Annotated in this window: 14 protein-coding genes; 8 read left to right on the plus strand and 6 right to left on the minus strand. The window is 71.8% G+C overall.

Annotation, left to right across the window (positions count from 1 at the left end):
• Window positions 1–139: 139 nt before the first annotated feature.
• Window positions 140–1,699 carry an MFS transporter gene (locus ACRX5S_RS32595; protein ID WP_436776789.1) on the minus strand — a complete coding sequence of 520 codons (1,560 nt, stop codon included), beginning with the start codon at window positions 1,697–1,699 and terminating at the stop codon, window positions 140–142.
• Between the two features lie 289 nt (window positions 1,700–1,988).
• Window positions 1,989–2,675 carry a metal-dependent transcriptional regulator gene (locus ACRX5S_RS32600; RefSeq protein WP_358352983.1) on the minus strand — a complete coding sequence of 229 codons (687 nt, stop codon included), beginning with the start codon at window positions 2,673–2,675 and terminating at the stop codon, window positions 1,989–1,991.
• A 546-nt stretch (window positions 2,676–3,221) separates the two neighbouring features.
• On the opposite strand from ACRX5S_RS32600, the gene ACRX5S_RS32605 reads away from it, so the two are divergent.
• The 3 genes from ACRX5S_RS32605 (at window position 3,222) to ACRX5S_RS32615 (ending at window position 6,221) form a co-directional block, all read left to right on the plus strand.
• On the plus strand, window positions 3,222–3,968 hold the full coding sequence (locus tag ACRX5S_RS32605) for a sugar isomerase domain-containing protein (protein ID WP_436776790.1): 747 nt from the start codon (window positions 3,222–3,224) through the stop codon (window positions 3,966–3,968).
• A 157-nt stretch (window positions 3,969–4,125) separates the two neighbouring features.
• Entirely contained in the window at window positions 4,126–4,935 is an 810-nt protein-coding gene (locus ACRX5S_RS32610) for a hypothetical protein (protein ID WP_436776791.1), read from the plus strand.
• 203 nt (window positions 4,936–5,138) lie between these two features.
• On the plus strand, window positions 5,139–6,221 hold the full coding sequence (locus ACRX5S_RS32615) for a lytic polysaccharide monooxygenase auxiliary activity family 9 protein (RefSeq protein WP_436776792.1): 1,083 nt from the start codon (window positions 5,139–5,141) through the stop codon (window positions 6,219–6,221).
• Window positions 6,222–6,230: 9 nt separating this feature from the next.
• Here the strand turns inward: ACRX5S_RS32615 and ACRX5S_RS32620 are convergent, their stop codons facing one another.
• Window positions 6,231–7,523, minus strand: a complete 1,293-nt coding sequence (locus ACRX5S_RS32620) for an MFS transporter (RefSeq protein ID WP_436776793.1) — start codon at window positions 7,521–7,523, stop codon at window positions 6,231–6,233.
• 20 nt (window positions 7,524–7,543) lie between these two features.
• On the opposite strand from ACRX5S_RS32620, the gene ACRX5S_RS32625 reads away from it, so the two are divergent.
• The 3 genes from ACRX5S_RS32625 to ACRX5S_RS32635 all read left to right on the plus strand — a co-directional run bounded on the left by ACRX5S_RS32625 (window position 7,544) and on the right by ACRX5S_RS32635 (window position 10,070).
• Complete coding sequence (locus tag ACRX5S_RS32625; protein ID WP_436776794.1) at window positions 7,544–7,828, plus strand: hypothetical protein; 285 nt, start codon at window positions 7,544–7,546, stop codon at window positions 7,826–7,828.
• A 550-nt stretch (window positions 7,829–8,378) separates the two neighbouring features.
• On the plus strand, window positions 8,379–8,993 hold the full coding sequence (locus ACRX5S_RS32630; protein ID WP_436776795.1) for an N-acetyltransferase family protein: 615 nt from the start codon (window positions 8,379–8,381) through the stop codon (window positions 8,991–8,993).
• 312 nt (window positions 8,994–9,305) lie between these two features.
• Entirely contained in the window at window positions 9,306–10,070 is a 765-nt protein-coding gene (locus tag ACRX5S_RS32635; protein WP_436776796.1) for an SDR family NAD(P)-dependent oxidoreductase, read from the plus strand.
• A gap of 36 nt (window positions 10,071–10,106) precedes the next feature.
• On the opposite strand, the gene pdxH is transcribed toward ACRX5S_RS32635, so the two are convergent.
• Complete coding sequence (gene pdxH, locus ACRX5S_RS32640) at window positions 10,107–10,736, minus strand: pyridoxamine 5'-phosphate oxidase (RefSeq protein WP_436776927.1); 630 nt, start codon at window positions 10,734–10,736, stop codon at window positions 10,107–10,109.
• A 462-nt stretch (window positions 10,737–11,198) separates the two neighbouring features.
• Between pdxH and ACRX5S_RS32645 the strand changes: the two genes are divergently transcribed.
• Entirely contained in the window at window positions 11,199–12,308 is a 1,110-nt protein-coding gene (locus tag ACRX5S_RS32645) for a citrate synthase 2 (protein ID WP_436776797.1), read from the plus strand.
• A gap of 975 nt (window positions 12,309–13,283) precedes the next feature.
• Here the strand turns inward: ACRX5S_RS32645 and ACRX5S_RS32650 are convergent.
• On the minus strand, window positions 13,284–14,945 hold the full coding sequence (locus ACRX5S_RS32650; protein WP_436776798.1) for a flavin monoamine oxidase family protein: 1,662 nt from the start codon (window positions 14,943–14,945) through the stop codon (window positions 13,284–13,286).
• An 84-nt stretch (window positions 14,946–15,029) separates the two neighbouring features.
• On the minus strand, window positions 15,030–16,607 hold the full coding sequence (locus ACRX5S_RS32655; protein ID WP_436776799.1) for an APC family permease: 1,578 nt from the start codon (window positions 16,605–16,607) through the stop codon (window positions 15,030–15,032).
• 245 nt (window positions 16,608–16,852) lie between these two features.
• Here ACRX5S_RS32655 and ACRX5S_RS32660 point away from each other — a divergent pair, with 245 nt between their 5' ends.
• Complete coding sequence (locus ACRX5S_RS32660) at window positions 16,853–18,751, plus strand: PucR family transcriptional regulator (RefSeq protein WP_436776800.1); 1,899 nt, start codon at window positions 16,853–16,855, stop codon at window positions 18,749–18,751.
• Window positions 18,752–18,903: the final 152 nt, after the last annotated feature.

Here is an 18,903-nt window from a genome sequence, read left to right on the forward strand (position 1 = left end):
CCCGACCGATATTCGGTCGGGGCCCCGGTTGCCCGATGGGCAAATCCTGCCGGATGGACCCGAACTCGCCCGCGTCCGTGGCTCGATGCCGTCAGCCGGTCTCACGGTCAGTCGGCCTCACGGTCCGCCGGTCAACCGGTCAGCCGGTGACCACCGGAACCGGCGCCGTCGTGTCCCCGGCGGACGCCGGCGTACCGTCCCCGCGCCGCACCTCGCCGACGCCCGGCAGCAGAAGGCAGCACAACCCCGCCGCCAGCGCCGCGATGCCGATCACCAGGAACACCGTCTGCGGCACCACCTGGAGGAAGATCAGGCTGGTGAACAGCACGCCGCCGACGTTGCCGTACGCGCCGACCAGTCCGGAGATCTGCCCCGACTGCCGGTGCTGGATCTGCGGCACGATCGCGTAGACCGCCCCGTTGCCGCCCTGGATGAACACCGAGGCCAACGCCAGCAGTCCGACGCTCTGCCACACCGGCCAGTCGGCGTCGATGCGCCACAGCACCAGGTAGCTGAGGAACGAACCGGCGAGCAGGCCCAGCAGCGTGAGCTTGCGGCGTCCCGTGCGGTCCGACAGCCAGCCGCCGAACGGCCGGGTGACCAGGTTGGTGCCCGCGAAGCACGCCGCAGCCGTCGCCGCGGTCGTGGTGTCCATGTCGAACAGCGTGCGGAAGAAGTTCGGCAGCCAGGCCGCCATGGTCAGTTCGGCCCCGAATGTCACCAGGTACGCCACCGACAGCAGCCCCACGGCCGACAGCCGGTAGTCCTCCATCTCCGGCTTCTCGCCGCGCAGTACCCCGCGGTTCGTCTTGACCACCGCGTAAACCTGGTACGCGAGCCACAGCGTGACCAGCGCGTACAGGACCGCCGCCGTACCGTCCGCGATCACCCCGTCGAAGGTCTTCCGGCCGGTGGGCGTGCTCGCCGTGAAGTCGGCGTTGAGGCGGTAGACGACGAAGCCCAGCGCGACGGCGAGCGGCACTTGAAGGGCCATGAGGCCGAACACCGCGGGCCTGCTGGTGACCTGGAGCCCGGGCTTGCGCGCGGCCCGCTGGTATGTCTTGCCCTCCGGCACGTCCCGCGCCATCAGCAGGAAGAACACGCCGTACGCCGCGGCCAGCACGCCCGCGACGCCGACCCCCCAGCGCCACGCGCCCTCGCCGTCCGCGATCGCCGCGACGAACACCGGCAGCGTCAGCGCGGCGGCGGCGGAGCCGAAGTTGCCCCAGCCGCCGTAGAAGCCTTCCGCGGTGCCCAGTTCGCGCCTCGGGAACCACTCGGCGACCAGCCGGATGCCCACCACGAAGCCCGCACCGACGATGCTGACCATGAGGCGGCTGACGACGAGCATCTCGTACGACTGCGCCAGCGCGAAGACGGTGTTCGGTACCGCCGCGAAGATGAGCAGGGCGCCGTAGACGCGGCGCGGGCCGTACCGGTCGACCAGCAGCCCGATCAGGGTGCGCGCCGGGATCGTGAGGGCGATGTTGCACAGCGCGAGGGTGGCCTTCTGGCCCGCCGTGAGACCGAACTCCTCGCCGATGTCGTCGATGAACGGCGCCATGTCGAACCACAGCACGAAGCTGGCGAGGAATGCGAGCGTCGCCAGGTGCAGCATGCGGTAGCGCCCGCGGAACGAGAGCAGCGCACGCAGTCTGGGTCGGTCGGCGGCGTCGGCCTGTGAGGTGGCGGTGGCCATGGAGGCTCCTCCGTCGCGTGCCCCTGGCGGAGCATCGAGCTGTCGGGATGCCTGCGACGGTGCCAAGCCTGTGTTTCCCCGGAACGTCACGCCGTTGCGCCCGAGGAAACATTCCGTTCATGGCCGGTGGGGCGCGGCGTGAGAAAACAGCGGTCGAAATCGGGTGGCGAAACGGGCAGCCGAAACGGGCGGGCCGGGAGCACGCGTAATCGCACTCCCGACCCGCCCGTCTTGTCGACTCCGCCCGTGCGCGGGGACGCGCGTCGGCGCACCGCGCCGGACGGAACTTCTAGCGCACGGCGACGAACACGTGGGCGGCGATCTCCGGGGACAGTTCGGCGGCCTCGCCGCCGCTGCCCGCCATGACCCCGCCCGCCGACTCGTGCACGCTCACCACCGCGCCGGGACGCACACCCGCGCGCCGCAGCGTGTACATGAGTTGCGCGTCGGTTTGCAGCGGCTCGCCGATGCGGCGCACCACCACGTTCTTGCCCTCGGGCCCCGCGACGTCCAGCAGCGTGCCCAGGCCCTCCATGAAGTCGTCCGCGTGCAGGTCGCGGTCGAGCTCCTCCAGGCCGGGGATCGGGTTGCCGTACGGCGACTCCTTCGGGTGGCGAAGCAGTTCGAGCAGGCGCCGCTCGACCTGTTCGCTCATCACATGCTCCCAGCGGCATGCCTCCGCGTGGACCTGCTCCCAGGGCAGCCCGATGACGTCCACGAGCAGGCACTCGGCGAGCCGGTGCTTGCGCATGACACGCGTGGCCAGGGATCGGCCCTCGTCGGTCAGCTCCAGATGACGGTCGCCCTCGACCGTGAGCAGCCCGTCGCGCTCCATGCGCGCGACGGTCTGGCTGACGGTCGGTCCGCTCTGCCCGAGCCGTTCGGCGATACGGGCGCGCAGCGGGACCACGCCCTCCTCTTCCAGCTCGAAAATGGTCCGGAGGTACATCTCCGTGGTGTCGATGAGTGCACTCACGACCGCCAGCTCCGTTTCTTCGTGGTCCTGCCTCCAATTCTGTCCCACCGGCGGGGCGGCCGGGACCGTCCACGCCAACGGGTTCGACGCGCCGGGCGTATCGCCGCCGGATTCACTCCCGGCGCGTACGCCGCCCGCTCCGGCGCGCCGCACAGACACAACGTCCCGACATTGTGTCGTCATCCCGGCCTGTCGTGCTCGGGCCGGGGAGATCGGATGCCGCGACAGTGCCGACGCTAAGCCGGTCCGGGCCGCAGCGTCTGCTGGACGTACCTCCAAGCACGCACTCGGCCGGGGCAGGTTGACAGGGGCCCCTCCGACCACGCACCGTGCGTGGTCTGTACCAAACGGCTCCGTCGGCCGCGGGGTTCCCGCATTCGCGGGCCCGGCGGCGGTGCGGGGCGCGTTCCCGCGTGTTCCGGCCCGGTCCGACGTGTTCCGGGCCGGTCCGAACCGTTCCGACGTGTTCCAAGTTGTTCCACCCCGCTCCACCGGCTCCAACCTGTTCCGCCCCGACACTTGTTCCGACGAACCGAAGGACTGCCCATGGCCGAGCTGGGCGCGCGCTACCTCGACGCCGCGATCGCACTGCTGGAAAGGCTGCGCGACAAGGAACTGCCGGCCGTCGACGACGCCGCCGAGCGCATCGCGCTGTCGCTCGCCGCGGGCGGCCGTCTTTTCGTGTTCGGCGGCGGGCACTCGGCGCTGAACGCGTACGACGTGGTCTACCGCGCGGGCGGCCTCATCCTGGCCAACCCGCTGATCGCCCCGGGCAACGATCTGTCGGTGCGTCCCATCACCACCAGCAGCGCCGTCGAGAAGCTGCCCGAGCTGGCCGCGCCGGTGCTGGACGGCGCCGGGATCCGCACCGGCGACGTCCTGGTCGTCCTGTCGCTGTCCGGGCGCAACGGACTGCCGATCGAGATGGCCCGGCAGAGCCGCGAGCGCGGCGCGCTGGTCGTGGGCGTCACGTCCGTCACGGCGAGCATGGCCGAGCCGCCGCGGCACCCGTCCGGCACGCGGCTCCTCGACAACTGCGACGTCGTGCTGGACGCGGGGGTCCCGACCGGGGACGCGGCCCTCGACGTCGAAGGCGTGCCGCAACGCGTCGGACCGACCTCCGGGGTGGTCTGCTCGGCGCTGATGCAGACGCTGATGGTGAGCGTCATCGGCCGCCTGGTCGCGCTCGGGGTCGAGCCGCCGATCTTCATGTCGGCGAACATCGAGGGCGGGGCGGCCTGGAACGAACGGCTCCTCGCGGAGAACGCCGACCGGATCTTCTACTTGCGGTAATCGGGCCCAGGCCGGGGACCGGGGGCCGGCGGCAAGGGGTCGGCGGCTCGGCGGCCGGGGCGTGGGCGGGCCCGGTCGCGGGAGCGTCCGCCACCTGCCGGGCACGCGGGTACGGGGGTGCGCGTCGGAGATCCGCAGCCTGGGTACGGTGGTCCGCATGGCCGGTGTCGACGGTGGTTCCAGCAGTCCCGACGTGCTCAGTGTGTCCGCGCGCTTCAACGGCCCGCCGGAGTCCGGGAACGGGGGGTACGTCTCGGGGCTGCTCGCGGAGCGGCTGACGGGGCTGCTCGCCGCGCGGTCGCCGGAGCGGCCGGGCGGCGGCTGCGCGACCGTCACGCTGCGCCAACCGCCGCCGCTGGAGCACGCTTTGAAACTGGTCGGCCCGACCTCCGGCGGAGCGGCCGGCGGCCTGGGGCTGTACGACGGCGACGCCCTGGTGGCGGAGGCGGTGGCGGCCGAGGAGGCTCTGGTCGAGGCGTTCGAACCGGTGGACCCGGTGTCGTTCGACCTGGCCACCGAGTCGTCCGCGGCGTTCTTCCCGGGCCGGGGGGCGGGGAACCCGTATCCCACCTGCTTCGTGTGCGGCACCGACCGCGCGGAGGGCGACGGGCTGCGGCTGTTCCCGGGGCTGTTGCCGCAGCGGCCGGGCACCACCGCTTGCCCGTGGGTGCCGGACGCGTCGCTGACCGACGGCGACGAGGCTTACGTACGGCCGGAGTTCGTATGGGCCGCGCTCGACTGCCCGGGCGGCTGGACGGCACTCGCCACCCGCGAACCGGTGCTGCTGCTCGGCCGCATGACGGCCCGCATCGACGCGCTGCCGTACGTCGGCGACCGGTGCGTGGTGATGGGGCGCCTGCTCGGGCAGCAGGGCCGCAAGCTGCGTACGGCCACCACGCTGTACGACGGGGACGGGCGCGTCGCGGCGCACGCCGAGGCAGTCTGGATCGCGCCGCGCGCGCAGTGACGGGCGGCACGGCTCGCGCACCGACCGGACGGCACGCACTGACCGGAACCCCTCGCTCCCGCTGTCTTAACCGCCGCCGATCCCACCCCTAAGAGCCGCATAAGGATCGCCGCATAGCCTCTGATCAGGCGTTTCCCCGCTTCCGACGGCGCTAGCGTCCCTCGCGACGCAAGGTTTCCGGACAGTCGAGGATGTGCCGTCTGATGAAGATCCGCCGCTCCGCCGCCGTCGCCACCGCCGCCGCGTTCCCGCTCGCGATCGGGGCCTTGGGCTCCGGGACCGCGCACGCGCACGGCACGTCGCAGAACCCGCCGAGCCGCATCCAGCTGTGCTCGACGCAGGGCGGCGAGAACCCGGAGAACTTCAGGCTCTCCGCGTGCAAGGCCGCGAAGGCGGCGGTCGGCAACAGCGCCGCGCCGTTCTACGACCCGAACGCGGTCAACATCGCCGCCGCGGCCGGGCGGCACCGCGAGATCATCCCGGACGGCAAACTGTGCAGTGCCGGCAACGCGCAGTACGCCGGGCTCGACCTGCCCCGCACCGACTGGCCGACCACGAACCTCCCGTCGGGCGCGGCGTACACGTTCCGTTTCAAAGCCACCGCTCCGCACAAAGGCAAGTTCGAGTACTACATCACCAAGGAAGGCTTCGACGTCACGAAGCCGCTGAAGTGGTCGGACCTGGAGGCGGCGCCGATCGCCACAGCGGTCGACCCTGTCTTGGAGAACGGTGCCTACGTCATCAGTGGCAAGCTGCCGAAACGGACGGGCCGCCACCTCATCTATGTCGTGTGGCAGAGGTCGGACAGCCCGGAGGCGTTCTACTCGTGCTCCGACGTCGCGTTCGACGCCAGCGGCAACTCCCGTCCCCCGGCGACGAACCCGGCAACTCCCCCGACGGGGGCGGGCGATGGCAACGGCGGTAGCGGCGGGAGTGGCAACGCGGCCGAGCCGACGACGCCCGGATCCGGCGGCGGCGAGGACCACAGCGGCCACGGCGCTCCCGCGCCCGGGACTCCCGCGGCTCCGGCGCGGCCGACGAACTCCCCCGCCGCGCCCGCAGGTTCCGCCGCCTCCACCGCCCCGGCCGCCGCAGCCGACGCGTCCGCCCCGAGTGACGGCGGCGAAGCGCCCGCCGCCGGGGACACCTCGGTGGAACTCGCCCGGACCGGCAGCGGATCCGAGGACTCCGTACCCCTGCTCGCCGGAACCGCCGCGGCCGTCCTGGCCGTCGGTGCCGGTTCGCTCCTGTACGCCCACCGCCGCACCGCCCGCGGCCGCGCCTGAGCCTCGTCCTCACGGCACCGGGTTCTCCGCGTCGTACCGCCAGAACCCGCGCCAGCGGGCGGCGAGGGCCAACACGACCACCACACACGCGAGTCCGCCGCTCACCACGGAGATCCGCTCCGTGCTGAGCGCGGCCACGCTGCCCGACTCGAAGTCGCCGAGGCGCGGGCCGCCCGCCACCACGACGATGAAGACGCCCGCGAGCCGGCCCCGGAGTTCGTCCGGGGTCGCCACCTGGAGGATCGTGTTGCGGAAAACGCCGCTGATGGTGTCCGCGCAGCCCGCGACGGCGAGGAAGAACACGCCCAGCCACAGCCAGTTCGTGGCGCCGAACGCGGTGATCGCCAAGCCCCACGCGACGATCGACAGGATGACCGCGCGACCCTGGTAGCGCACGCGCCCCAGCCATCCGGAGAACAGCGCGCCCGCGAACGCGCCGATCGCCGGCGCCGCGGTGAGCAGGCCGACGGTACGCGAGCCTCCGCCGTACCACGACGCCGCGATCGCCGGAAACAGCGCGCGCGGCATGCCGAACACCATGGCGGCGATGTCCGCGAGAAAGGTCATGCGCACGTTGGGACGCGTTCGCAGGAACCGGAACCCCTCGGCCACCGAAGCCCGTTGCCGTTTCCCGTCGCCCGCCCCGCTGTTCGCCCGCTCCGGCGGCATCGCGGGCAGGCGCCACATCCCGTAGAGCGCCGCGCCGAAGGCGAGGGCGTCGACGACGTACACGGTCTGGGTGTTCCACACGCCGATGACCAGCCCGCCGAGCAACGGCCCGACGGTCATGCCGAGCGTCATGCTCAGCATCGCCAACGCGTTGGCGGCGGGCAGGTGTTCGGGGCCGAGCAGACGCGGGATCATGGCCGTCCGCGTCGGGCTGTTGACCGCGAAGAACGCCGACTGCGCGGCCACCACCCCGTACAGAAGCCACACTTGCCCAAGGTCGAGCACCGCCTGCGCGGCGAGAACCAGGCTCATGGCGGCCAGGCCGGTGGACGCGATGAGCCCGAGCCTGCGCCGGTCCATGCTGTCCGCGATCGCGCCGCCGAGGAGGCCGAACACGATCAGCGGCGCGAGCGAGAAAAGACCCACCAGTCCGACCGCGAAGTTCGACCCGGTCAGGTGGTACACCTGCACGGCGACCGCGAGCGAGGTCATCTGCTGGCCGAGCATGCTCACGGCACCGCCGAACCACAGGCGCCGGTAGTCGCGGGATATGCGCAGCGGGGTCGTGTCGGCGAAGACGGCCCGCGCGAAACGGCGGATCCGTCCCCGCGCCGGGGCGGGAGATGGGGGCACTCCGGAATCCAAGCGCCCTGATGCCGGGTTGCGCCTCTCCGGTAGGCCGTGAGATCCCCCACGCCGAGCGGGTACGCCGAGGGCGCCGGTGGCGCGGCATCTTCCTCACCGCCGCGAAGGAGCTGCGGGAAGGCGTCGTCCCCGCCGCGTTCGCCACCGCCGGCCCCGACACCGTCCAGGCGATGCCGCTCGACATCCTCTTCGACTTCGCCGCGGTCCACCTGACCGGCGACGAATCCGCGCTCCAGACCCTCGCGTCGCTCCTCGACGACTTCGACCCGAACGTCCCGCTCGTGACGCCCTGATCGTTCGCTCGCGCCCCTCCGAACGCGGCGTCCTCGCCGGGTCGGAGCGCCCGCCGGGGACAGCCCGCACGCCCCCTCGCCCTATTCCCGTCGAGGACGTGAGAACCCGCACCCGTAAATCCCGTTGCGGCCCCGCCGCCGTGGATCTACCTTCTGCGGTACACGGGAAAGGAGGTGGTTCGATCTTGAGTACGTATCGGACGCGTGAGGTGGCTGCCCGCTAGCCGCCACTCCGGTCTCCCGACCGTAGTCTGACCCGCCGCGAGTGCACCGCGGCGGAAAGCGTCAGGCGGTCGGCGAATACCAGGCAGACACCCGACCCGCAGGCTTCCGAGGACGTCCCCTCGGACCCTCCCCACGGAGGAGAGCCTGCGGGTCGCTGCATATCCGGCGACTGATCGACCAGCCGCCGACGATCCGAGCGGGCCGTCCGCTCACCTCAGGACCGCACGGTGCCCGGACGGGCCGACTCAAAAGGCGATCAGCCGGCCCGCTTGATGTGCGTTCCAGTCTCAGCGTCGATGAGAACCGGACTCGGCCGAGGAGTGGCGTGAGCGAGATCAGTACGCGGTGGTACCGGCCAGGAGCGATACCCACCGCCGAACTGCGCGGGCTGACGGACGTGTTCGAGGAAGTCTCGGACGATTTCGTCCCTCCGCTCACCTCACGCGGGAGTACCACCCAGTCCGACCTGCGCGACCGTGCCCCGGAGGCCACCGCCCCCGGGCAGGACTATTTGACGGAGATGCTCCGACAGGACGTCGTCGTATCCCGGCACGGAGACCGGGTCGTCGGATTCCTGTCCTTTCGGAGCCACCACCAGGACCCGCGCTACGCCGACCTGTCGCCCTGCCTGTACGTGAGCACCGTCGCCGTACGCCACAGCCATCGGCGGCACGGCATCGCACGCGCCCTCTACCGGGAACTCTTCGGCGTCCCGGCCTCCCTGCCCGCGTGGATCGTGCTGCGGACGTGGTCCACCAACACCGGCCACCTCGAACTCCTCGACCGCCTCGGGTTCACCACCGTCCTCCGCCTCAAGGACGCCCGGGCCGCCGGAATCGACACCGTCTACCTCGCGGCCGACCGCACCGCGAATGCGGACGACGGCACGGCCTCGCGGACGGGCGCCCCGGCGGGAGGCCCCGCGGACACAACGCCCTGACACCCCGGTGGTACCGGGCAGACACCCGGCCCGCAGGCGTCCGAGGACGCCCCAGACCGGCAGGAGGACCGCGGAGAACGCCATGTCCAGGAGGTTGGTGACGCCGAGCATCACGATGACGGTCAGCAGCAGCGGCTCGACGCACAGGAACGCGAGCCCTTCGCCGAACCGCCTCCTCGGACCCTCCCCACGGAGGAAAGCCCGCGGGTCGCTGCGTTTTCCGGGCCGTGCAGGCGGTGCTTCCGGGCCGTGCAGGCGGTGCGGTGCCGCCGGAGTTGCGCCGATTCGGCGGGGTGCTGTTTGCTCCACGGCATGAACGCCAAGGATCAGCGCGTCGCGGTCGTCACCGGTGCGAGCAGCGGCATCGGTGCCGCGAGTGCCCGGGGGCTGGCCGCGGCGGGGTACGCCGTCGTCCTGACCGCCCGCCGCGCGGAGCGGATCGAGGCGATCGCCGAGGAGCTGCGGGACGCCGGGTACACGGCGTCGGCGCACCCGCTCGACGTCACCGACCGCGCGTCGGTGAACGCCTTCGCCGGATCGCTGGAGCGGTGCGACGTGCTGGTGGCCAATGCGGGCGCGGCGTACGGCGCGGATCCGGTGGAGACCGGCGACCCCGCGGACTGGCTCGCGATGTACCAGGTCAACGTGCTCGGCACGCTGCACACCACGCAGGCGCTGCTGCCGGCGCTGATCGCGTCGGGGGCGGGGACGGTCGTGGTGATGTCGTCGACGGCCGGGCACCAGGCGTACGAGGGCGGCGGCGGGTACGTCGCGGCCAAGCACGGCACCCACGCGATCGCCGCGACCCTGCGCCTGGAGCTGAACGGCCGCCCGGTGCGCGTCATCGAGCTGGCGCCCGGCATGGTGCGGACGGACGAGTTCTCGGTGAACCGCATGCGCGGGGACGCCGGCCGGGCCGCGGCGGTGTACGCGGGCGTCGCGGCGCCGCTGACCGCCGAGGACGTGGCCGACGCGGTGGTCTGGGCGGTCACCCGGCCCGCGCACGTGAACGTGGACCTGATGGTGCTGCGTCCGCTCGCGCAGGCGGCGCAGCACAAAGTGCACCGGGAGCACTGAGGGTGACCCCTGGAGCACGGCTCCAGGGAAACGACCTCAAGGGCTCAGCCGCTCAACCACCCAGCCCCCGCCCTCCCGCCGGTACCGCAGCCGGTCGTGCAGGCGGTTCTCGCGCCCCTGCCAGAACTCGACCGCGTCCGGCACCACGCACACCCCGCCCCAGAACGGCGGCACCGGGACCTCCGAGCCCTCCGGATGACGGGCCGCCAGCTCGGCGTACCGCTTCTCCAGGTCCTCACGCGAGGCGACGACGCTGGACTGCGCGCTGGCCCACGCCCCGATACGGGAGCCGTACGGCCGGGAGCGGAAGTACGCGGCGGTGCGCTCCGGCGGCACCCGCTCGGCCGTCCCGGTCACGATCACCTGCCGGTCCATCGCGTGCCACGGGAAGAGCAGGCTGACCGCCGGGTTCGCGGTCAACTCGCGGCCCTTGCGGGACTCGTAGTTCGTGTAGAAGACGAACCCGTCCTCCCCGTACTCCTTGAGCAGCACCGTCCGCGTGCTCGGCCGCCCGTCCGGTGACGCGGTCGCCACCACCATGGCGTTGGGCTCCGGCAGCTCCGCGGCCGCGATCTCGGCGAGCCAGCGGGCGAACAGCGGCATGGGCGCGGGCGTCAGCGAGGCTTCGTCGATGCCTTCGTTGCGGTATTGGCGGCGCATCGCCATGAGGTCGTCGAGGTCCACGGTTCCTTGGTAGCACTCCGGTGGCACTCCGGAAGCGCTCCGGTGGCACTGCGGCCGCACCCCCGTGCCCGGGCGGACCGAAACCGCGGGGGTCCGACTCCGAACGAGTGACACCCATTCGTGCGAATCGACGGGTTCGCGAAGCGGGATGTGCCGGAGTTCACGCGGCCGCCACCCGCCTCGTCTAGGTCATCTCGACATCAAGAGATATTGTTGCCTGTCGACAACCGTCGCCCACAACTTCACAGGCGAAGCCACAACTCGCGCGCTTCGCCGGACCACCGATTCGCCGCCTTCCGGGGGCGTCCGGGAGCCCGCGCAGTAACGATCTTGCGCCGCGTTTCCGGGCCTGTCCGGGGGAAGACAGGTTGTGGTAACGCGGGGTATGAAGGACCCGGCCACAAGTCACCACAAGTCAGTCGAGATCGCATGAGGAGCCGCCTGATGTCCGACTTCGTACCCGGGCTCGAAGGAGTCATAGCGTTCGAGACGGAGATCGCCGAACCCGACAAGGAGGGCGGCGCACTCCGCTACCGCGGCGTGGACATCGAGGATCTCGTCGGGCGCGTCTCCTTCGGCAACGTCTGGGGACTCCTGGTCGACGGCGCCTTCAACCCCGGCCTCCCGCCCGCGGAGTCCTTCCCGATCCCCATCCACTCCGGCGACATCCGCGTGGACGTGCAGAGCGCGCTGGCCATGCTCGCCCCGGTGTGGGGATTGAAACCGCTGCACGACATCGACGACGCGCAGGCCCGCGACGACCTGGCCCGGGCCGCCGTCATGGCGCTCTCGTACGTCGCCCAGTCGGCCCGCGGCCTCGACAAGCCGATGGTGCCGCAGCGCGAGGTCGACAAGGCCGAGACGATCGTCGAGCGGTTCATGATCCGCTGGCGCGGCGAGCCGGACCCCAAGCACGTCCGCGCCGTCGACGCCTACTGGACGTCGGCCGCCGAGCACGGCATGAACGCCTCCACGTTCACCGCCCGCGTCATCGCCGGAACCGGCGCGGACGTCGCGGCGTGCCTGTCGGGTGCGGTCGGCGCCATGTCGGGCCCGCTGCACGGCGGCGCCCCGTCGCGCGTCCTGCACATGATCGAGGAGATCGAGCGCACCGGGGACGCGACCCAGTACGTCAAGAGCGTGCTGGACCGCGGCGAGCGCCTGATGGGCTTCGGCCACCGCGTGTACCGCGCGGAGGACCCGCGTGCGCGCGTGCTGCGGCGTACCGCCAAGGAGCTCGGCGCGCCGCGCTACGAGGTCGCGGCGGCGCTGGAGCAGGCCGCGCTGTACGAGCTGCACGCCCGGCGCCCGGACCGCGTGCTGGCCACCAACGTGGAGTTCTGGGCCGCGGTGGTCCTGGACTTCGCCGAGGTCCCGGCCAACATGTTCACCTCGATGTTCACCTGCGCCCGGACCGCCGGGTGGAGCGCGCACATTCTGGAGCACAAGCGCACCTCGCGCCTGGTCCGCCCGTCCGCCCGTTACATCGGCCCGGGCTCGCGCCCGATCACCGACGTCGCCGGGTACGACGACACGGTGGCGGCCAAGCAGTAGCAGTAGCAGTAGCAGCAAGTACGAAAGACCGCACCACCCGCAGCACCTGCCCGGTACGGATTCTCGACCCGCATCCGAGCAGCGGACGGCCCGCCTCCCACAAGGAAGGCGGGCCGTCGCCGTTCCACCTCGCGACAGCAGTGGAACGCGCGGCCGTCGTCCCGGCCGCCACGTCACCCCGAACTGGCTTCGGACTCGGACAAGTCGAGCCCGCACGACGCGCGGAAGGGGTCGGGGTCCGGCACCGGCTCTCCGCAACTCCCGCGCGTGGTACAGCGCGTGGAGACTGCGGAGCACGGCCGACACGTCGCGGAAGGTCTCCTGCCGTAGGCCGAGACGCCGATGAGGACGGCCCGTGACGACGCGAAGTCCCGTGAGCGGGCGAGCGGATCGGCTGTTCCGGTCTCGTTCCCCCGAACCCGCGGCGGCATCGTGCTGCCGTTGCCGCGGTCGGCACGCCGCGGCGTGTGTGCTTCGGCTCGACCGACGGGACGGGGGTTGCAGGCGGGGCGGAAAAGCCGACCGCCCTCCCCTGGCAGGTGGGAGGGCGGGTGCTGGTCAGTGCGGCAGGCCACGACCGGTTGAGCTATGAGCCGTCTGACGTTTCATCAGACTGCCCTTTGTTCCGCCTGACCGACCTGCACTTCCGCCCGCGTGGCTCGCGGTTCGGTGGCGTCGGGCCGGTCCAGATCTAGATTGAAGAATACTCATCTGTCATGAGATGACCGGATAACCCCGGTTTCATCGGCGCGTTCCCTCACGAACTGACCGACAATGCACCTTTCTTGGGCCTTGACAGACCCGGTGGCATCCGTTAACTACCCTACGAAATATCGGACATCTGGCATTATTACTGACAGATCCTTACCTATCAGTCAAGTTGGGTTCACCGGATCGCCGTACCCGCCCATGGATGCCCATCGGCCCCGACTGCAAACCGCGCAGTCGGGGCCGGGGCGCACACAAATCAGATTGTCAGCGCAGGTCCGCCAGAACCTCGTTCGCCGCGCGCTCGCCTTCCACCGCACCGCCGTTCATGAAGCCCTGGAAGTCGTACGACGTGTGCTCGCCGCCGATGTGCACGTTGCCCTGGCGCGTGCCCTCGTAGCCCGCGTAGCGGTGCAGGTACGAGACCGGCCAATACGAGTAAGCCCCCAGTGAATACGGGTTCTTGTGCCATGCGGACAGCTGCGCCCTGCCCGTCCAGGCAGCCCGCGTGCCGGGGAAGACCCGGTCGATCTGCGCCAGGTAGGTCTCGGCGGTCGACCGCACAACCGGGTCGCTCTCGGTGTTGAACGGCCCGGCGGGATCGAGTCCGCGCGCCAGGCTGCCACCGCCGTACTGGATCAGCACGCCGCCCGTCCCGGCCTGCGCCTTCGTCGTGTCCCAGGTCTGCTGGAAGGGCAGGTCGGTGAAGCAGTCGCCGGCCGCGACCCCCGGCCACGGGCCCGTGCCGCGCCACGGACGGCCGGTGAACTTCATGTTCAACTTGGTGACATAGCCCATGCGCGCGTCGCGCAGCAGGTTCGTCATCAGCGGGTCGAAGCCTGCGCGCGACAGGTCCAGGCCCTGGAGGATCGGCAGCGGAACCGTCAGGATCGTGTGATCGGCCGTGACCGTCCTGGTCGTTCCGCCGTTGTCGAACGTCAGCGTCTGGGTGCCGTCGGAGTTCGCCCGCACCGCGACCAGCCGGTGGTCCATCCGGATCGAGCCCGACGGCAACGCGGCCGCCATCGCCTGCGTCACCTGGTCGTTGCCGCCGACCACGTGGTAACGCTCGTTGGAACCACCCCAGATGTTGAAGTGCCCCGGGTTGCTCTGCCAGCCGAGCATGCAGACCGCGGCGAAGGCCGACTGGTCGACGGTGTCCGCTCCGTACTCGACGTTGTACGCGACATCGATGAACTGGCCGAGCTCGGACGCGTATCCGCCCGGCACCCGCGACTCGATCCAGCTGCGCAGGTCCATGTCGGACAACGCCACGCCGGTCGGCGTCGCGCTGTTCCACTTGACGTCGCCGGCCTCCTGGTAGTCCCGGCGGACCGCCTGGTACATCGCCTTGAAGTCCTCGTCGGCCTGCGTCCGCGCGTAGTAGCCGCCGTCGAACCAGAGCGTCTCGACGGCGCCGGCCGGTCCCGCGGCGGCGAAGTCCACGGTGGCCAGCCCGAAGCGGCGGCACAGCTCCAACATCTTCTTGTGCCCGGTGTCGATCAGCTCGCCGCCGATCTCGGACGTCTGGCCACCGCCCCAGTAGGTGCGCTGTGTGTACATGCGGCCGCCGACACGGGTCGGGTTAGCCTCGTAGACGGTGGCCCGGACGCCCGAGTCGGCCAGCGTCAGAGCGGCCGAGAGGCCGGAAACCCCCGCACCGACGATCGCGATCCGGGCGTCGGTACGGACCGGCCGCGTGGTCGCCGACGCGGCGGCGGGGCGGATCGTCGCCGCACCCCCGACGCCGATCCCGATGCCGACGGCCGCCGCGCGGCGCACCAACGCGCGGCGCGTCGGGCCGCCGGGGTCGGCGGCGGCTTCGGTCCGCATGTCCCGCAACTCGTCGACCGGCACGCCGAGTCGGGCGGCCGAGGCGTGGTCGGCCATGATGCGGCGCAGCGCGTGCATGGGGTTGGTGCGGGCCACGGCGGGTCCTTTCGACGACGGTAGGCGGGACACGGGACCTGACGTACGGTCAGGCGCCGGTTCTTTCCGGGGTGTTCGTTCCGTTCACCGGTCGGCTCGGGAGGGATCCGCCTTGGCGCCGACGCCGCCCTGGGCGGGCACCGCGGGCCGGGCGTCGCGCTCGCCGGCGTCCTCCAGGATGATGCGGCCCATGCGCTCGAACGCGTCCGGGCGCGCGTTCTTCATGTGGAGCGCCAGGCCGATGCCGCCGGCGAACAGCAGGCCGACGATCCACGGGATGAGGTCGAACAGCAGGCTGCCCGACGCGTCCCCCGCGGCGTCCTCCAGGTTGGTCACCAGCAGGAACACCACGCCGATCATGGCGATACCGGCGACGATCGGCGCGATCAGCGTCTTGACCGGGTGCCTGGTCTCCGGGTGCTTGCCCTGCACGTGGAAGTAGCCCACGGTCGCGAACGAGCACAGCGTCTGGACGATCAGGATCGCCATCGTGCCGAGCAGCGCGAGCAGGCCGTACATGTGGACCACGGGGTCCTTGTCGGCAAGCAGGAAGCCGCTGACGATGGCGATCGTCAGGCAGGTCTGCACTGTCGACGCGACGTGCGGCGAGCCGTACGAAGGGTGCGTCCTGCCGAGGGAGCGGTGGATGAAGCCCTCGCGGCCGATCGCGTACAGGTAGCGCGACGCGCACTGGTGGAACGCCATGGCACAGGCGAACGAGCCGGTGACGATGAGCCACTGGAAGACCTTGACCGCCCAGTCTCCGAAGTGGTCGCCCAGCGGGTTGAAGAACAGGCCGCCGCCGTCGTCCACGACGCCGCGGCCTTCCGCGGAGACCATCATCCAGGACACGAAGACGTAGAAGAGGCCGACGCCGACGACCGAGATCAGCGTCGCGCGCGGCACGACGCGCTTCGGGTCGCGGGACTCCTCGCCGTACATGGCGGTGGACTCGAAGCCGACCCACGACCAGAAGGCGAAGAACAGGCCGAAGCCGGCCGCCGCGCCGATCGTTCCGTCGGCGCCCTGGATGCCGTTGACCGGGTTGAGGGCCTCGCCGGCCAGGAAGCCGTCCGGGCCGCCGCCGGTGAACAGCACCGCGAGCGACACCGCGCCGAGCACCGCGATCTCCAGGATCAGGGCGACGCCGAGCACTTTGGCGGTGAGGTGGATGTCGAAGTAGCCGAGGCAGCCGATGGCGACGATGCCGACGAACGCGAAGACGCCCCAGTGGATGTTCACGTTGAACTGCTCGTCGACCAGGTCGTGCAGGGCGTTCGCGAAGAAGCCCAGGATCGACGCTTCGAAGACGATGTACGCCATCACCGCGAGCAGGCCCGCGGCCATGCCCACCACGCGACCGAGGCCGTGCGAGATGAAGCCGTAGAAGGCCCCGGCCGCGGTGATGTGCTTGGCCATCGTCACGTAGCCGACGGAGAAGACGGTCAGGACCACGGTCGCGATGATGTACGCGGCGGGTGCGCCGAGGCCGTTGCCGTCGTTGCTCGCGATCACCGGCAGGTTGCCCGTCATCGCGGTGATCGGAGCCGCCGTGGCGACCGCCATGAAGACGACGCCGACGAGGCCGACCGAGTTCGCCTTGAGCCTGTTGACCTCGCCGGAACCCTCGGCCGACGGTGCGTCGGTGCTGACCGTGGTCATGCCACCTCCTTCGCAGGGAAATGCGCCGGAACAGGCGCTATGGGACGACGCGGACGGGAGCGCGGAGGGCAACCCCGTGCCGACGGGCCGTCAGCTTCGATGCGGGACACGTCCTCCGACAACCGACAGCCGGTCAGGCGTTCCGGGCGCCGAGTCGACGGAGTGTCGGGGCACGGCGACGATGTGCGGGGTCCGAAACCCCGTCGTGATCCCCAATGCCGCGACCGGGCGGTAGCGTGCCGCGAATGGACACCAGCGCCAGGCTCGTGAGCGTCCGCGGCGCGGGCGCGGCCGCGGGGAACGCGGCACCCGCGGGGGCCGCCGCGACCCCGGCGACCGCCCGGGATTCCGCGGGCGGACCGTCACCCGTGGCCGGCATAACCGTGCGCCAGGCGCTCGAACTGCCGCCCCTGCGCCGCGGGCTGCCCGACGTGGTCGCCGCGCCGGACGGCCTGGACCGGCCGATCCGCTGGGTGCACACCGGCGAGGTGCCCAACATCGCGTCGCTGCTGCGCGGCGCCGAACTGCTGCTCACCACCGGCCTGGGAATCGGTCCCCGGCCGGCCGACCAGCGCCGCTTCGTCGCCCAGCTCGCCGACCGCGGCATCGCCGCCCTGGTGGTCGAACTGGGCCAGCGCTTCGACGTCCTGCCGGCGGCGATGGTGGAGGCCGCCCGCACCCGCAACCTCCCGCTGATCCAATTGCACCGAGAAGTTCCTTTCGTAGCGGTGACCGAGGCGATCCACACCGAAATCGTCAACGGCCACTACGCGCTGCTGCGGCAGGGTGAGGAGGTGCACCGGCGCTGCACCGAGATCCTGCTCGGCGGGGGCGGCGTACCGGAGGTGCTGGCCCTGCTCGCCGAGCACGTCGGCAACCCCGTCTACCTGGAGGACGCCGACGGGAGGCTGCTGTACGCGCAGCGCGGCGCGGCCGGCCCCGGCGACACCGACCCGATCGACGCGTGGGCCGGGCTGCGCGGCGGACGCACGCCGGCCGGCCCACACGGCGGCGCGGGCTACCCCCGGGCCTCCGCGCTCACCCCCGGGTCCGCACTCATCGTCGACGTACCGGCCGGGAGCGCGGCCCAGGGCGGCGCCTCCGAGCAGGCGGTACGCGGCCGACTCGTCGTCCTGCCGGTGCACGCGCCGCTGCCGGCCGTCGGCCGCATCGTCGTCGACCACGCCGCCGGGCTGCTCGCGGTCGCTCTGCGACAGGCCCGTCACGAGGAGGAGTTGGCGGCGCGCGGACGCGGTGACTTCCTGAGCGATCTGGCCGAGGGTCGGGTGGCGGAGGAGGACGCCGCACGCCAGGCACGCGTGCTGGGGTTCGGCCACGACGCGGGGCCGCTGCTGCCCGTCGTGGTGCGCCTCGGGACGGACGGCCGCACCGATGGCGGTGTGGGCGGCGGCGCCACGGGTGGCCTGGGGGTCCTCGGGGGAATCGGAGGCATGGGCGGCATGGGAGCCGTCGGCGGCACGGGGGCCGTCGGGGGCGCGGACTGGGCCCCGATCGCCCGTGCGGTCCAGGAGGAACTCTCCGCACTGGGCCTGCCGGTACTGCTCGGCGTGCGGCCCGTGGAAGGCCGGCTCGCGCTGCTGCTCGGGTTGCGCACGGTCGGCGAACGCGTCGCCGTGGCGGACCGCGTCGCGGCCGCCTTGCGCGCGGGTCTGGACCGTGCCGGACTGGCGCCGGGCCCGCATCCGCCTGTCGTGGTGGTCGGCGCCGCCGGGCCGTGGGCGGCGGCCGGACCGGGGCTGCGGCACGCCGCCGAGGCGGCGTCGGCGGCCCGGGGGCTCGCCGAACAACCGTGGTACGACGCCCGCCGCCTCGACATCGAACTGCTGCTGTGGCGCATGCGTGAGCACGCGGACCTCGCCGCTTTCGTGGGCCGGGCGGTCGGCCCCTTGCTGGAACACGACCGCGCGGCACGGCAGCCACTGCTGCCGACGCTGGAGGCGTACCTCACGCACGCCGGCCGCAAGGCGGAGACCGCGCGGGACCTGCACCTGAACCGGCAGACTCTGTACGACCGCCTGGCCCGCATCGGCCAACTCCTGGGCACGGACCTCGACGACCCCGAGACCGTGCTCAACCTCCGCTTCGCCCTGCGCGCCCGGCGCCACGTGCCCGACAAGAGCTGACACCCCCGAAAAGGGCGGCGCCCTCGCGCGATTCGGCTGCCGCACCTCGCAATCGGTCGTTCCACCCGGCTCGGATCCGGGCATGCGCCTACGCTTGCGCGGGCGACGCGCGACGGGGACGGACCGGCGAGCCGAGCGGGCCGGACCGAGCA

The sequence above is a fragment of the Yinghuangia sp. YIM S09857 genome (genome assembly GCF_051388915.1).
Classification (GTDB): Bacteria; Actinomycetota; Actinomycetes; order Streptomycetales; family Streptomycetaceae; genus Yinghuangia.

What these genes read in the sequence shown, in the direction of transcription:
- ACRX5S_RS32595 (WP_436776789.1), bottom strand. Translation starts at nt 1,699, where the DNA reads ATGGCCACCGCCACCTCACAGGCCGACGCCGCCGACCGACCCAGACTG.
- ACRX5S_RS32605 (WP_436776790.1), top strand. Translation starts at nt 3,222, where the DNA reads ATGGCCGAGCTGGGCGCGCGCTACCTCGACGCCGCGATCGCACTGCTG.
- ACRX5S_RS32610 (WP_436776791.1), top strand. Translation starts at nt 4,126, where the DNA reads ATGGCCGGTGTCGACGGTGGTTCCAGCAGTCCCGACGTGCTCAGTGTG.
- ACRX5S_RS32615 (WP_436776792.1), top strand. Translation starts at nt 5,139, where the DNA reads ATGAAGATCCGCCGCTCCGCCGCCGTCGCCACCGCCGCCGCGTTCCCG.
- ACRX5S_RS32625 (WP_436776794.1), top strand. Translation starts at nt 7,544, where the DNA reads ATGCCGGGTTGCGCCTCTCCGGTAGGCCGTGAGATCCCCCACGCCGAG.
- ACRX5S_RS32635 (WP_436776796.1), top strand. Translation starts at nt 9,306, where the DNA reads ATGAACGCCAAGGATCAGCGCGTCGCGGTCGTCACCGGTGCGAGCAGC.
- pdxH (WP_436776927.1), bottom strand. Translation starts at nt 10,736, where the DNA reads ATGGCGATGCGCCGCCAATACCGCAACGAAGGCATCGACGAAGCCTCG.
- ACRX5S_RS32645 (WP_436776797.1), top strand. Translation starts at nt 11,199, where the DNA reads ATGTCCGACTTCGTACCCGGGCTCGAAGGAGTCATAGCGTTCGAGACG.
- ACRX5S_RS32655 (WP_436776799.1), bottom strand. Translation starts at nt 16,607, where the DNA reads ATGACCACGGTCAGCACCGACGCACCGTCGGCCGAGGGTTCCGGCGAG.
- ACRX5S_RS32660 (WP_436776800.1), top strand. Translation starts at nt 16,853, where the DNA reads ATGGACACCAGCGCCAGGCTCGTGAGCGTCCGCGGCGCGGGCGCGGCC.